12 protein-coding genes are annotated in these 14,637 nt (G+C 35.1%); 11 read left to right on the top strand and 1 reads right to left on the bottom strand.

Features of this window, described 5'->3' with window-relative positions:
- Positions 1-80 precede the first annotated feature (80 nt).
- Positions 81-3,137, bottom strand: coding sequence for a ligand-binding sensor domain-containing protein (locus ADIWIN_RS03665; protein WP_235046995.1), 3,057 nt, complete (start codon positions 3,135-3,137; stop codon positions 81-83).
- Between the two features lie 290 nt (positions 3,138-3,427).
- On the opposite strand from ADIWIN_RS03665, the gene ADIWIN_RS03660 reads away from it, so the two are divergent.
- From ADIWIN_RS03660 to ADIWIN_RS20670, 11 genes are all read left to right on the top strand, one after another.
- The gene (locus tag ADIWIN_RS03660) at positions 3,428-4,366 is read left to right on the top strand and encodes an NAD-dependent epimerase/dehydratase family protein (RefSeq protein ID WP_020895315.1); all 939 of its coding nucleotides are present in this window, start codon (positions 3,428-3,430) and stop codon (positions 4,364-4,366) included.
- A 12-nt stretch (positions 4,367-4,378) separates the two neighbouring features.
- A complete protein-coding gene (locus tag ADIWIN_RS03655; RefSeq protein WP_020895314.1) occupies positions 4,379-4,714 on the top strand; it encodes a hypothetical protein in 336 nt (111 codons plus the stop codon).
- Positions 4,715-4,719: 5 nt separating this feature from the next.
- Positions 4,720-5,352, top strand: a complete 633-nt coding sequence (locus ADIWIN_RS03650) for a DUF2306 domain-containing protein (RefSeq protein ID WP_020895313.1) — start codon at positions 4,720-4,722, stop codon at positions 5,350-5,352.
- Between the two features lie 95 nt (positions 5,353-5,447).
- Entirely contained in the window at positions 5,448-5,732 is a 285-nt protein-coding gene (locus ADIWIN_RS03645) for a hypothetical protein (protein WP_020895312.1), read from the top strand.
- An 11-nt stretch (positions 5,733-5,743) separates the two neighbouring features.
- The gene (locus ADIWIN_RS03640; protein ID WP_081669523.1) at positions 5,744-7,261 is read left to right on the top strand and encodes a DUF885 domain-containing protein; all 1,518 of its coding nucleotides are present in this window, start codon (positions 5,744-5,746) and stop codon (positions 7,259-7,261) included.
- A gap of 73 nt (positions 7,262-7,334) precedes the next feature.
- Complete coding sequence (locus ADIWIN_RS03635) at positions 7,335-8,387, top strand: proline iminopeptidase-family hydrolase (protein ID WP_040756468.1); 1,053 nt, start codon at positions 7,335-7,337, stop codon at positions 8,385-8,387.
- A 66-nt stretch (positions 8,388-8,453) separates the two neighbouring features.
- On the top strand, positions 8,454-10,805 hold the full coding sequence (locus tag ADIWIN_RS03630; RefSeq protein ID WP_200859782.1) for a S41 family peptidase: 2,352 nt from the start codon (positions 8,454-8,456) through the stop codon (positions 10,803-10,805).
- Positions 10,799-11,842, top strand: a complete 1,044-nt coding sequence (locus tag ADIWIN_RS20775; protein ID WP_235047005.1) for a S41 family peptidase — start codon at positions 10,799-10,801, stop codon at positions 11,840-11,842. Before ADIWIN_RS03630 ends, ADIWIN_RS20775 begins: the two co-directional genes overlap by 7 nt.
- An 8-nt stretch (positions 11,843-11,850) precedes the next feature.
- Positions 11,851-13,152 (top strand): APC family permease, encoded by a 1,302-nt coding sequence (locus ADIWIN_RS03625; RefSeq protein WP_020895307.1) that lies wholly within the window; start codon positions 11,851-11,853, stop codon positions 13,150-13,152.
- Positions 13,145-13,879 (top strand): hypothetical protein, encoded by a 735-nt coding sequence (locus ADIWIN_RS21155; RefSeq protein ID WP_020895306.1) that lies wholly within the window; start codon positions 13,145-13,147, stop codon positions 13,877-13,879. The genes ADIWIN_RS03625 and ADIWIN_RS21155 overlap by 8 nt, the downstream gene beginning before the upstream one ends.
- Complete coding sequence (locus tag ADIWIN_RS20670) at positions 13,876-14,634, top strand: DUF6090 family protein (protein ID WP_051155396.1); 759 nt, start codon at positions 13,876-13,878, stop codon at positions 14,632-14,634. The genes ADIWIN_RS21155 and ADIWIN_RS20670 overlap by 4 nt, the downstream gene beginning before the upstream one ends.
- The last annotated feature ends 3 nt before the right edge of the window (positions 14,635-14,637 follow it).

The raw sequence follows: 14,637 nt of genomic DNA, 5'->3' as shown, positions 1-14,637 counted from the left end.
AAAGTTATAATTTTAAAAACGGTGTACAATCACATTAAGATGTGATTTTAATCAAAAAAACTCAAAATAATCCATATAACTCATTTTAATATAGTTTTGAGATTACAGATTAAATGGCAAATGCAGATGAACGCTAAATCCGTTTTCTTTTTAAATACTAATTCTGCTTTTAATTTTTCAGCACGCATTGCCATATTAGATAAACCTAAACCTGTGGATTTATAGCACTCTTTTTTACTACCATTATCTTGAATTGTAAACTCACAACCTTTAGAGGTGTTGATTAAAGATATTTTGACATTAGAGGCATCAGAATGCCTTAAAATATTGGTTATAGATTCTTTATATATTAAAAATATATCCTGTTTGGTTTGTGCTGTTAAACGTCTACTGGGATTTCTGATACTAGAACTGTCTATTTGAAACGCAATTTCTTTTGGTAACAATAATTCTTCTGCTAACTCGTGCATGCGTTCAATTAAATCATGAACCGTTTCACGTCTGCTATCTATACTCCACACCAAATCGCGCATCTGAGAAATGGCATTCCGACTAATACCTGCAATTTTTTGAAGCTTAAGCTTATCGGCTTCACTGGCATTAATTTCCATAAGTTCAGTTTGCATGGCAAGACCAGATAATAACGAACCTACATCATCGTGCAAATCACTAGATATTTTAGTTCGAAGCCGTTCCATGGCTAAAGCTTGCTTAAATCTATATCTAAAAATGGAGTACATAATGGCAATTACAAATAGCAGCACTAATAGTATAAACCACCATTTCTTGTAAAAAATTTGTTTAACCGTAATTGGAATCGATAAAATGGATGCCGCTTTATTTCCTCTAGAATCTGTACCTTTTATTTTTAGCACATAATCACCTGCTGGTAATTGATTATAACGGATGGATGATGCATTCCCTTGATAAAACCACTGACCTTCAAAACCCTCTAATTTAGTGCTGTATGTGTTCTTTTGATTATTAAAATAATTAGGCATCGTCCAATCAATCTGAAAATATTGATCATATGGAGAAATTTCTACTGCCTTATTTTTCAAGTAACTACAATCATTATTAAATCTACTTTTAAGCTTGCTATTATATCCAGAGATACCTGTAAAATGAATATGAAACCGCTCTGCACTCTTAAAAATCTCTTCAGGTTTAAAACTATTTAGACCATTCATACCTCCGAAATAGTAATTATTCTTACTGTCTTTAAAGGCAGATGAATAATTAAACTCGTTGTGAGAAAGACCATCTTCTACATAAAAATTTTGAAACTGAGCATTTTCCTTATCAAAATACGAAATACCATTATAAGTACTAATCCACAAATTACGTTGTTCATCATGCATAATACCAACGACATTATTGTCTGCCAAACCATCGGCTTTGGTATATTTTTTAATCGTTTTTCCGTCTGCAGAAAGATAATTTAGTCCTCCACCATAGGTGCCAATCCAGAGGCTACCGGTTGTACCTCCTTCAAGAACTAAAATGCGATTTTTTGAAATATTAGGTGTTGTGTTGATACTAAATCGTTCTACAACCGTACCATTGAGATCAATTTTTAATAAGCCATCATTTTGAGTACCTACCCAAACCATATCATCTTCACGATTCTGATAAAAATAAGACAAATCTGAAACTTCAGTAAAATCAGATGTGTCTTTAAAAACGAATTCGCTCTCTTCGGTCTCGGGATTAAAAAGAACCAATCGCGATAAGGTATAACCGAACAGCAAGCGTCCATCTCTAAGCTTGATTAATGGATTGGGCCCATACACTTTTAAGTTCGGAATAAATTGATCGTAGCTTTTAGTTTCTCCAGTTTTCAAATCAATTTTATACACCGTTTTTCCAACAGTAAATGCGGTAGTTTTAGCCTTATTAGTCACAAAAAAACTTGCGGCATATTGAAGCTCAATCTTGTTTTCACTTTCAGTGTGTAACTTAAGTGTATCCATTTTACCATCAAAATCTTGAAAAAGCAAGACACCTTCGTTTTCACAGTGCGCAAAGATAGTTCCATCATTAGCTTCAAAAACAGCACGCATTGCATTACCCCAACCATTTTTATTGGATTTAAATACATTCTTAAACAGTTGCTTATCCGTTCTAATTTTAAATAGGCCATTATCTGTAGCAACCCAAAGTAAATTACTGGCATCGATAAAGAGCCTATTAATTTTAGTGAAATCAAATCTTGACTTAAGAATTTCAGAATAATCTATAAATTCACCTTTTGGACTCATTCTATATAACTTTTGCAGACCACCAAACCAGATGTGATGTTGATTATCTTCAATAGCATAGCCAAATTCATCCTCTACATCAAAAATCAGTTTTGAACGTTGTGTTTTTTCATCAAAAACTTTAACACCACCTGTATGAGGAAAATAATAATGTGTATTATTATGGTCAAAAAACGAGATTACATAGTGCATTTCAGAACCAAACCATTCGTAACTTCCCAAGTCATGAGAAGCCATAAGTTCACCATCTGTATTATACTTTAAGGTACCATTTGGAGTACTCCACCATAAAAAACCTTCAGCATCTTGGAGTAAGCCGCTAAAACCTCTATTTGTTCTTGGGATAGATGCCATGATTCTAAAGTTTCCATCCTCAAACTTTTGAAGATATTGCTTAGAGTCTTGACCTTGATTTTCCCAATAATCATCTGTAATAACCCAAATACTATGATCAGCTGTTTTTAGCAATCTCAATACCTTGCCTTTTATATGATGTGCTTCGTTGTATTCCTTTACTTTGTCTGTGGATAAGTTTAAATTAAATAGGCGATCATTAGCCATAAACCAAAGTGCATCCTTAGCTTCATTCATTATCATTTCAGCTGTAAAACCTTCCTCCTCAATAAAATTGGGGTTTTTCTTATCGCTATTATAAGTCAAAAAATGGTAGCCATCATAGCGATTAAGGCCTTGTGATGTTCCAAACCACATATGTCCAGATCTATCTTGGGCAATGGCCTGAACGTCTCTAAACATCAGCCCTTCTTCTGTGGTTAATACATCGACTTGCGACGGGTTTTGAGAATATACACTACAGAACGCAAAAAGTAAACTTATTTGCAGAACAAAAGCGCACGGTAATTTAAATAAATTCAAAATAATGGTTGTAATTAATAGCTAAGTATCAAATATACAAAAAGATATCCCCTAATATCACATCAATATGTGATTGACAACACCTCAATTAAAACCTAAATTAGCTACAGTTAAAACACCCCTTTTTACGATGTTTTAACAAAGCAAATCCCACTACCCTAAGAAATTTGATTTTGCTTGTTATGATTAATAGCAACATGTAACACAATAAAACCCATTACAACAATGGGTTTAAATACATAGCAATTGCTATATAAAATAATTATATCAATTATTAAAATCAAATTATAATGAAAAAAGTAGGCATTATTGGTGGTTCTGGTTTTATAGGAAGCCATATAACAAAACAGTTTTTAGACAATGGCTTTGAGGTTAAAGTCTCAACCAGAGATTTATCTAATATTGACAAATACCGACACTTAAATCGGCTTAAAAATGCTGAGCATTTAAGTTTTAGCGAATTAAATGTTACCGATAAAAACAGACTAGAAAACTTTGTAAAAGATTGTGATATTGTCATTCATTCTGGTACACCTTTTCAGTTAGATTTTACAGACGCTAAAGCCGAATTGTTTGATCCAACCATAAAAGGAACAGAGAATTTCTTGGAAGTCATCCATAAAACACCAAGTGTAAAAAAGGTAGTTCTCATTGCTTCAGTTGCAGCATGGAACACCAATTTCCCTTTACCAGCAGGAGGAAAATTAAGTTCAGATAATTTTAACGAAAACGACACTCCTTTTACAAATGAAGAAAGTCATCCGTATGCACAAGCCAAATTTATGGCTAATCAAACAGTTAATAAATTCATTGCAAAACATCCAGACTCAATTACTGAAATCGTGAGTGTATCACCAGTAATGGTTATGGGAAAATCACTTTCAAATCGAGAAGATTCTACCTCAACTGGCATTCAATATTTATTCAAAAATAAGATTGCACCTAATCCTTTTATTCAAATGTTTTATGATGACGACATAGAAATGGCAATCGTTAATGTAAAGGATGTTGGTCGGGCTGTCTACAAAGCTGCAACGATCCCTGGTTTGCATGGCAAAAACTATTTACTGAGTAGTGAAACCTACCCCGTTTCGGATGTGACGTTGATGCTCAATAACAAAACACCAAAACATGCCGCCAAAATTATCTATCAAAACCAGCTGGCAGAACGCGACTTAGGATTACCGTTTCAATCCGTTTCTAAAACCCTAAATCAATACAACTCTTAAAAAAATAAAATCATGAAAAACGAATTAGCAAAATGGTCAAAAGCAGAATTCAAAATTTATATGTTATTGCTCTGTGCAAAATTTGACCATCATGAAGCAGAAGAAGAAATCGCGCTTATAAAATCAAAAACAGACAGCGCCACTTTTAATAAAATCTACAATGAATTTAGCTGTGACGAAGAAGATAGTTGTTTTGAAAAAATAGAAGATACCATCAACCAACACGAATATACTTTAAAAGAATTAGCTGATTTAAAACAAGAAATTCTTGATGTCTTTCATTCTGACAATAAAATCTCACAAAGGGAGATCTACTTAGAAAAAGTGTTTGACAATATTTTATACTGAAAAAAATGAACCAACCAAAGCAAAATAACAACATAAGAAAATATGGAATCATAACTTTAGCTCTCTGTACAAGCCTTTTAGCATGCTATTATCTTATTACTACAGCATTACCCATGCTAATTCCAACTGAAGCAGTTTACGGCTCGTATTACTTCCCGAGAGTGTATTGGGTATTTCCACATATTGTTTTGGGGATAATCGCGACTATAATTGGGCCATTTCAATTTATGCCAAAAATTCGAAATAAATATCTCAAAATCCACAGGCAATTAGGTCGTGTTTATATTATGTCTACTGTTTTATCAGGAATATCTGGTATGTATATGGCGATTACTTCCGATGTTAATTTACCATATGCCGTTGGCTTGTTTATGCTTGGCGTTGCGTGGTCAACGTCTTCCATAATGGCATTTATTTCTATAAAGAACCGAAAAATAGACTTGCATAAAGAGTGGATGATAAGAAGTTACGTCATAACGCTAGCTTTCGTCACATTCAGATTTGTATACGATATTATTAGGTCATTTGATATTGGAACCTGGGAAGAAGTTCAAGTTTTAATGAGTTGGGCCTGTTGGGCGATACCCTTATTTATTGCTGAAGTTTTTATACAAGGAAGAAAGATAAAAAAGAAATAATACAAAATGTGAACCTACTCGTAGATTAAGACAGAAAGGACTAGGTCTAATTGAAATTGATTAAAAAACCTTAAACAAAAGATAAATTAAATATTATGAAGAACATTCTATTATTACTAAGCCTTGTTTTACTCATTACAGGTAGTAAGCAAGGACATGCCCAAAAAGCAAAATTACCTAATGGTAATATTACTGAAAAACTGAGTTACATTAAGGATAGTAAAAATTTCAGTAGCGAAAGTGAACGTTTAAAAGTGCTCTTTGAAGTCTTTACCGAAAGCCAATTAGAAGCATCGCCTGTAATGGCTACTTTTTTTGGTAAACCTGGATACAACCATTTTTGGGATGATGTTTCACCTGAAGCCACAAAAAAAACTTAGCGGTATTAAAGATTTTTAACGACTCTAAAGACTGGTTTAATCTTGAAAATTTAACGGAAGAAGATAAAGTCAACTTCAGCATCTTTAATCGCTCTGTTGGCGACCAATATACTTTAAATAGCCAGTTTCCGCAGCAGTATTTAATCATAGACCAAATTCAGGGCATTCATTCGTACATACCTGCAATTATTCAAATGATGCCAACGAATTCGCCAAAGGCATTAGAAGATATTATAGCAAGACTTGAGGGTGTTTCAGAACTTTTAAAAAACGTTGAAATAACGTTAACAGAAGGCATTGAAAAGGGCATCGTGATGCCACGGAATACAGTGGTACAAGTACCCGAACAATTGAAAAGCATGATTTCAGAAACGCCTGTAGAAAGCATTTTTTATACACCATTTACAAACCTAGAAGGCAATGAAATATTGAAAGAGAAAGCTCAGACTATCATTAGCGAAAGTGTTAACCCAGCTTTTGACAAGTTTATGAGTTTTATGACAGACATCTATTTGCCTAACACTAGAGGAAGCTATGGACTAAGTGAATTACCCAATGGAACGGCATGGTACAATGAGCAAATAAAGTTTCATACCACCACAAATAAGACCGCTCAGGAAATCCACGATATCGGCCTATCTGAAGTAGCAAGAATATTGGTTGAGATGGAAAAGGTGAAATCAGACACAGGCTTCAAAGGAGACTTAAATGCATTTAATACTTTTCTAAAAGAAGACCCTCAGTTTTATTTTGATACGCCTGAGGAATTGCTTTCGGCTTATCGTGACATTTGCAAAAAGATAGATCCTGTCTTGCCCCAACTTTTTGGGAAACTACCAAGGCTTCCGTATGGTGTAAAGAAAGTGCCTGCTTATTCAGAGCAAGCGACTACAACGGCGTATTATAATCCAGGTTCTCTGCAATCTGGTATAGCAGGCTATTTCTATGCGAATACTTATAAACTAGAATCGAGACCCAAATGGGAGATGGAAGCCTTAACTATTCATGAAGCGGTTCCTGGTCATCACTTACAGATTTCACTTGCTCAAGAACTAGAAAACGTTCCTGAGTTTAGAACCATGCTCGGGTTTACGGCATTTATTGAAGGTTGGGGACTGTATTCTGAAAGTCTTGGATCAGAACTCGGTATGTACCAAGATATGTATTCTAAATACGGGCAATTGACTTATGAAATGTGGCGTGCCATGAGATTGGTAGTTGATACCGGCATCCATGCCTTTGGGTGGACAAGACAAGAAGCTATCGACTATTTTAAAGAGAATTCTGGCAAAAACGAAAACGACATTTCGGTTGAAGTTGATAGGTATATCGCTTGGCCTGGACAAGCTCTAGCTTACAAAATTGGCGAACTGAAAATAAAAGAACTTAGAAAAAAGTCAGAAGACATCCTAAAAGATCAGTTTGATATCAGGGCATTTCATGATGTTGTTTTGGGTAGTGGAACGATTCCTTTAAACGTGCTAGAAGGCAATGTAAATCAATGGATAAGCCTTGAAAAAAACAATTGAGGACTAAATAGTTGTTTACATAAAACCGTCAGAAAACAAACCGCTTTAAATAATTATGAAACTAAATAAACTTATGAAAACCAAAATTTTATTACTCATGCCTATCATTTGCTTCTTATGGTCTTGTAATGAGAAAGTCAAAACGACAACTATAGAGAAAGAAACAAAATCGTCCTATTTCGATTATTCTAACAGCGACGACCAAAAAACAGGTGGCATCAAAATGATTCCTATTAAAACTGCTAAAGGCACATTTAATGTTTGGACAAAACGTATGGGCAACAATCCAAAAATGAAAGTGCTGTTGCTTCATGGAGGTCCAGGAGGTACTCATGAATTTTTTGAGAATTTTGATGGCTATCTTCCAAATGAAGAGATTGAATACATTTATTATGACCAGCTAGATTCCTATTACAGCGACAAACCAAACGATTCCACTTTATGGACTACCGAGCATTTTGTTGAAGAAGTAGAACAGGTTAGACAAGCTTTAAATCTCGACAAAGATAATTTTTACCTTCTTGGACAATCTTGGGGCGGTATTCTCGCCATGGAATACGCTTTGAAATATCAAGATCATTTAAAAGGTTTGATTATTTCTAATATGATGGCTAGCATTCCTGAATATGAAAAATATGCAGCGGAAGTTTTAGGTCCTCAACTGCCACCAGAAGTTTATAAAGAAATAAAAGCCATGGAAGCTGCAGAAGATTTCGGCAATCCACATTATACAGAACTCGTTACACAACATTATTATACCAAACACATCTTGCGTAAACCATTGAACGAATGGCCAGAATTTATTAATCGCGCGTTTTCGCATCTTAACCCAAACATTTACATCTATATGCAAGGCCATAGTGAATTTGGTGTCACAGGAAATGCGACGTTGAAAGGTTGGGATGTTTCTGGTAGATTAAAAGAATTAACGGTTCCAACATTGATGATTGGCGGAACATACGACACCATGGATCCCAAATATATGGAATGGATGAGCACCGAAGTTCAAAAAGGGAGAAGTCTCACGACAAACGCGGCACATGTATCACAATATGATGATCCTGAAGCTTATTTCTCAGGATTGATACAATTTATAAAGGATGTGGACAGCGGCGAATTCAAATAAACTTTAATAGACGTCTTGGTATTGCAACCGAGAATTAAAATTAATAATTACTAAAGACCAACCATTATGAAAAAATTAACCATCATTTTTTTTGCATTTTTATGTTTCTATTCCTTCGGCCAGATTAACGCCAAACTGATGCGCTACGTAGATGTTTCGAACACTCAAATCTGTTTTGTTCTTGGAGGAGATATATGGGTTGTAAACAAAAATGGCGGAGTCGCCACGCAACTCACCAATTCTCCAGGCGAAGAATCTTATCCTAAATTTTCTCCAAATGGTAAGGAAATAGCTTTTACGGCGAGCTACAGAGGAAATCCAGATATCTATGTCATGAATACTAAAGGAGGAATTCCTAATAGAATTACCTATGGCTCACATTCAGACCGTATGGTAGATTGGCATCCTTCTGGTGATAAAATTCTATTTGCATCACGTCGTGAAACAGGTATTCCTTCAGGTCGTATAAACCAACTATTTTTAATTTCTAAAAACGGAGGTATGCCTGAGAAATTACCGATTCCGTATGGTGAAATAGCTTCTTTTTCAACGGATGGAAAACAGTTAGCATACATTACAAAAATCACTGAAACCTATCCATTTAAACGCTATCGTGGTGGTTTAACATCGGAAGTAATATTATTTGACCTTGAAAATAAAACCGCTAAAAACATCACTAACCATACGGCAAATGATGGCAAACCGGCTTGGGCAGGCAATAAAGTTTATTTCCTGTCTGATCGTGCTGATGATATGCGCTTAAATGTTTGGAGTTACGACACGCAAACAGAACATCTCAACCAAGTCACCCACTTTAAAGATTTCGATATTACCTATTTATCCGCTGGTCCTTCAGACTTAGTCTTTGAAGTTGGAGGCACACTTCATCTTATGGATCTCGCTACCGAGCAATCAAAAGAAGTAAACGTTTCTGTTGTTAGTGATTTAACCTTAGAAATGCCAAAACGTACTGATGTAAGCAAGACTATTAATAATATGACTGCATCTCCGGGCGCTAAACGCATTGTATTTGAGGCCAGAGGTGAGTTGTTCAATGTACCTGTTAAAGACGGCTTTGTTGATAATATCACCACGAATTCTGGTGCTTTCGATCACAGTCCTACGTGGTCTCCAAATGGTGACTATGTGGCGTATTGGAGTGACTCCTCTGGAGAATATGAAATTTACGTTCAGGCGATGCGCGAAGAAAAAGCTCTAAAAAAAATAACCTCTCGTAACAAAGGTTATGGCTATACCTTACATTGGTCGCCAGACAGTAATAAACTTGCTTTTATAGATGAAAAGAATGACATCAGCATTGTAGATATCAATTCAGGTAAGATAGAAATTGCAGATAATTACAGGTGGAATTACGGTCATGGTGGTCGCTATAGTTTTCCCATAAACTGGTCGCATGATTCTAAATATCTAACCTACACGTTAGGAATGGATAATTCTAATGAAGCTATTTTTATTTATGATGTCAACAACAAAAAATCACAACAAGTCACAAGTGGTTTTTATAACGACAGCAATCCTGTATTTAGCACAGATGGAAAACACATATTCTTTCTTACCAAAAGAAATTTTGATGCTGCATACAGTGCTTTAGATGATGGTACTTGGATTTATCCAAATGCTACGCAATTGGCAGCTATCAGTTTAAGTGATGCATCGCCATATCTTCTCGAAGCAAAAAATGATGCTCTAGAAGCTGAAAAGAAAGAAAACGCTTCTGAAAATAGTGATAAGGCTAAAGACACTAAAACAGTCGAAAAACCTATCAAAATTGATTGGACTGAACTTGAAAACAGATTGGTCATCCTACCCATTAAACCTGGTAATTTAGGACAATTAATGGCATTTGATGATAAAGTGACTTATATCCGATATCCTAATACAGGATCTGAAGGAGGCGACCCAACGCTAATGTTTTATGATTTAAAAGAGCGCAAAGAACAAACGATTATGCCTAAAGTTAATAACGTGGTTCAAACAGCAGATGGAAAAGCACTATTAGTTCAGAGTGGTCCGCAATTTGGAATTGTACAACCCGCTCCAGATCAAAAAATCAAAGATGCTATACCAACAGACGGTTTGGTTATGGAACTTAATCCACGAGAAGAATGGCATCAAATATTTAATGATACATGGAGGAGATATCGCGATTTCTTTTATGACGAAGATATGCAACAAGTAAATTGGCAAGCGATGCGAACACGTTATGGTGCGCTTATAGACGATGCAAGATCACGTTGGGACATTTCGTATTTGCAATCAAATATGTTGTCAGAATTAAGCGCAGGACATACCTATACATTTGGTGGAGATAACGAAACTATTGAAGACGTAAGCACAGGCTATTTAGGTATTGATTGGGCAATGGATTCAAAAGGCTACAAAATTAAAAAATTGTAAAACCTGCTCCATGGGATGCCGAAAATCGATCTCCATTTGATCGTCCAGGGGTCGACGTTTCAGAGGGTGATTATATTCATTCCGTAAATGGAATGGCTTTACCATTGGATAAAGAACCTTTTGCAGCTTTTGAAGGTCTTAACGGAAAAACTGTCGCTTTAAAAATAAGTAAAACTGGTAAGTTAAGTGATGCAAAAAACATAGTTGTAACCTGTTTAACAGCTGGTGAGGAAGGAAATATCCGCTATTTAGATTGGATTGAAACCAATCGTTTAATGGTCGAAAAACTTTCAAACGGCAAATTGGGTTATGTGTATATGACCGATACATCACCACGAGGACAACTCGATTTGGTAAAAATGTACTACGGCCAGTTAGATAAAGAAGGTTTTATTATTGATGAACGTTTTAATGGTGGTGGTCAACTAGCCGATCGTTTCCTTGAATTAATGAAAAGACCAACCATTTATAATTTGTATTGGAGACACGGAAAAACACATACCATGCCTACAAAAGCTAATACTGGCCCAATGGGAATGTTAATAAACGGCTGGGCAGGTTCAGGTGGTGATGGACTTCCCTGGGCATTCAGGGAAATGGATGCAGGTCCGATTGTAGGCGAACGGACTATTGGCATCTTGGTTGGCCCAGCCACTGGACATCAGCTTATAGATGGCGGAGGTATAACGGTTCCTGGTGCTCGATTGTTTTACAATTCTGGGAAATGGTTTGATGAAGGTGTCGGTGTAAAACCAGATTTCGCTGTTTGGGATGATCCAAATCTATTGATAAAAGGACGTGATCCGCAAATGGAAAAAGTCGTAGATGAGGTGATGAAACTTGTAAAAGTTAATCCAAAAATGGTGACGCCAATACCTAAAAAAGAGGATCGTACGGCAAAAGGTCTAAAAAAAATTAAGATAGTTGCACTTAGAATTTTATGTCATAAAAATAATAGACTCACGAAAAGACTATCTCTTATTTTTATTTCAATAGGAATAACACAAAGACTTAAAAACAAACCTAATAGCATATGATTTAAATAATGATAAAAGATAAGGGATTAAAAATAAAAGTTGGTGTATTTGGTTTATCGGCTAATATCATCAACATTATTATTGGGTCGGGTATTTTTGTGCTGCCTGCAATTGTAGCCAGTTATTTAGGAGCCTCTAGCATCATTGCGTATTTATTTTGTGGCTTGTTAATGGCTACGATTATGCTTTGTTTTGCCGAAGCCGGAAGTAAAGTCACCAATACTGGAGGTCCTTACACGTATATTGAAACCGCTTTTGGTGATTATGCTGGCTTTGTTGGAGGATTTTTTGCCGTAGGAAGTAATCTGTTTGCAGATGCGGCAGTTTCTAATGCTTTGGTCAACGTTATTGCTTCCGCATACCCAATATTTGAAAACGGTTTACCTCGTATTCTATTTTTATTTATACTGTTTTATGGCTTGGTTTACATCAATGTCATAGGCCTAAAACAAGGTATTGGTTTAGTAAAGTTTAATACCATTATTAAGTTAATACCCTTGATTTTATTAATTGCTTTTGGCTTTAAAGATGTTTCTTTAAGCAACTTATATTTTCATGATCTGCCAAGCTTTAAAACATTAGGGGAAACATCTCTTATTTTATTTTTTGCCTTTCAAGGTTGTGAAACGGGAATTATTGTTGGTGGAGAAGTTGTGAATCCAAAACGCACTATTCCAAGAGCTATTTTAATAAGTATTACGACGGTTATGGTTGTTTACATTTTAATTCAAACTGTTTCTCAGGGAGTTTTAGGTGATGCTTTACCCAATTTCACAGCGGCACCACTTGCCGAAACAGCTAAAGTCATATTTGGCAATTTTGGATATCTATTCCTAATTATCGGAGCCGTTGTGTCTATGTTTGGCTATATGAGCGGCACTATTCTTAACAGTCCAAGAATTGTTTACGCACTCGCCAGAGATAAAGTCATCCCAATAGCCGCACTTTCTAGAATTCACAAATCTTTTGCGACACCACATATAGCCATTATAGTGTATGCCACTATCGGTTTTATTCTAGCTATTTCAGGTAGTTTTGAACAGTTGGCAGTCATTGCGAGCAGTTCTATGCTAATTCTATATTTAGGTGTTGCCCTATCCGTAATGAAATTGCGTAAATCTAAAAAAAATTATGAAGGCAGTTTTAAGATTCCCGGAGGCTGGACGATTCCTATTATAGCTATTGTCATAATTCTATACTTTTTATCAAGTCTTTCGACACATGAAATGATTGGCACAGGACTTTTTATTGTGGCATTAACGCTTATTTTTTTCGCTATGAAATTTTTAAAAAGAAGGAGGAATGATTAAACTTTTTAGAAATATCCGCAAAAACTATCTTAATGAGGGCAAAAACACCAAGTATTTAAAATATGCCATTGGTGAAATCATCCTTGTGGTGATTGGTATTCTTATTGCGCTTCAAATTAACAATTGGAATGAAAACAGAAAATCCAATATTGAATTACAGCTGATAACAAAAAATCTAGTTCAAGAATTTGAAGCCAATCGAGAAGCCCTACAAAAAGCATTGAACTCAGTGATATATACCAAAAACGGAAGTTTAGATAATCTATCATTAATAGCGTCTAAAAACAATTTGATTTCAAAAGAACAAAGGAATACAATGATTGAAAAGTCATTGTTCTTTCCGACTTGGATACCGAGCAACTTTACAATGAACGAATTAAACAATACAGGTAAGTTGTCCTTGTTAAAAAATGAAAACTTAAAGCAATTACTTTTTAATTGGGAAACCCAAATTGAAGTGATAAAAGAATGGAATCGAAGGCTAGAAAAAAGCTCACAAGATATTATAGATTATATAAAACACAACGGATCATTACGAAACTTAAATTATAACACAATTAAAACTAAGCCTTCAAATTTAGGCGTTAATAACAGTGATTTATTTGATAACATCATCTTTGAAAATCTATTAGATGAAAAAGTGCTATATGCTCAATTCATGGAAAATCAATTAAAAAAAATGAGTACTATAATTGAAACTATTTTAAAGGAAACTAAAAACCAATGATAAAATTCTTTAGACATATTCGTCAAAATATGATTACGGAAAGTAGAACTTCTAAATATCTACTCTACGGCATCGGAGAAATCATTCTCGTGGTTATTGGGATTTTAATTGCGCTTCAAATCAACAATTGGAATGAGCATTCAAAACAAAACCAAATAGAACACCAATATCTCATGGCTTTAAAAGAAGAATTTAACCACAATACCCTTAAGCTAAAACAGGTAATAGCTACCAACAAAGCCAATGCCGATAATGCTTTAAAAATCTCTGATCTCATGGGACCTGAGACTCCCGAGATTACTGAGAAGGAATTTTCTAAGTTGGCTATGAATATGACCAATTGGGAAGTGATGTATCACCCAAATCAAGCTGTGTTAGATGAAATCATCAGTTCGGGGAAGCTTTCTATTTTTAGTAATGCGACTTTAAAATTTGCTTTATCCTCTAGTAAAGGCATTCTGTCTAGAGTTAAGTTTCAGGAAGAAGAGCATTCCGTTGTTAGAATGCAGGTTATAGAACTTATGAATGCTAAGGGCAATGCTAAACGAATGATTATAGATGCACAAGGTGATACTTTCGATATCAAACCAAGCAAATTTGAACTCGGCAATCTTCAGTTATTGCAGTCTCAAGAATTAGAAAATGAACTGATGGATTTTATTCTAACGGCTCGCTACCTAAATCAAAATTACTATTCAGAATTAAAAAAAGAAATAGAAAACATATTAGAATTGATTGATAAAGAATTAGAATAATAC

The sequence above is a fragment of the Winogradskyella psychrotolerans RS-3 genome (assembly GCF_000427335.1).
GTDB classification, from domain to species: Bacteria; Bacteroidota; Bacteroidia; order Flavobacteriales; family Flavobacteriaceae; genus Winogradskyella; species Winogradskyella psychrotolerans.
The sequence above is the reverse complement of the archived record's forward strand: the minus strand, read 5'-3'. Positions and strand labels throughout refer to the sequence as shown.

Excerpts from the sequence above, each read along its gene's own strand:
- ADIWIN_RS21155 (WP_020895306.1), top strand. The coding sequence starts at position 13,145 with ATGATTAAACTTTTTAGAAATATCCGCAAAAACTATCTTAATGAGGGC.
- ADIWIN_RS03630 (WP_200859782.1), top strand. The coding sequence starts at position 8,454 with ATGAAAAAATTAACCATCATTTTTTTTGCATTTTTATGTTTCTATTCC.
- ADIWIN_RS03635 (WP_040756468.1), top strand. The coding sequence starts at position 7,335 with ATGAAAACCAAAATTTTATTACTCATGCCTATCATTTGCTTCTTATGG.
- ADIWIN_RS03655 (WP_020895314.1), top strand. The coding sequence starts at position 4,379 with ATGAAAAACGAATTAGCAAAATGGTCAAAAGCAGAATTCAAAATTTAT.
- ADIWIN_RS20670 (WP_051155396.1), top strand. The coding sequence starts at position 13,876 with ATGATAAAATTCTTTAGACATATTCGTCAAAATATGATTACGGAAAGT.
- ADIWIN_RS03625 (WP_020895307.1), top strand. The coding sequence starts at position 11,851 with ATGATAAAAGATAAGGGATTAAAAATAAAAGTTGGTGTATTTGGTTTA.
- ADIWIN_RS03650 (WP_020895313.1), top strand. The coding sequence starts at position 4,720 with ATGAACCAACCAAAGCAAAATAACAACATAAGAAAATATGGAATCATA.
- ADIWIN_RS03645 (WP_020895312.1), top strand. The coding sequence starts at position 5,448 with ATGAAGAACATTCTATTATTACTAAGCCTTGTTTTACTCATTACAGGT.
- ADIWIN_RS03660 (WP_020895315.1), top strand. The coding sequence starts at position 3,428 with ATGAAAAAAGTAGGCATTATTGGTGGTTCTGGTTTTATAGGAAGCCAT.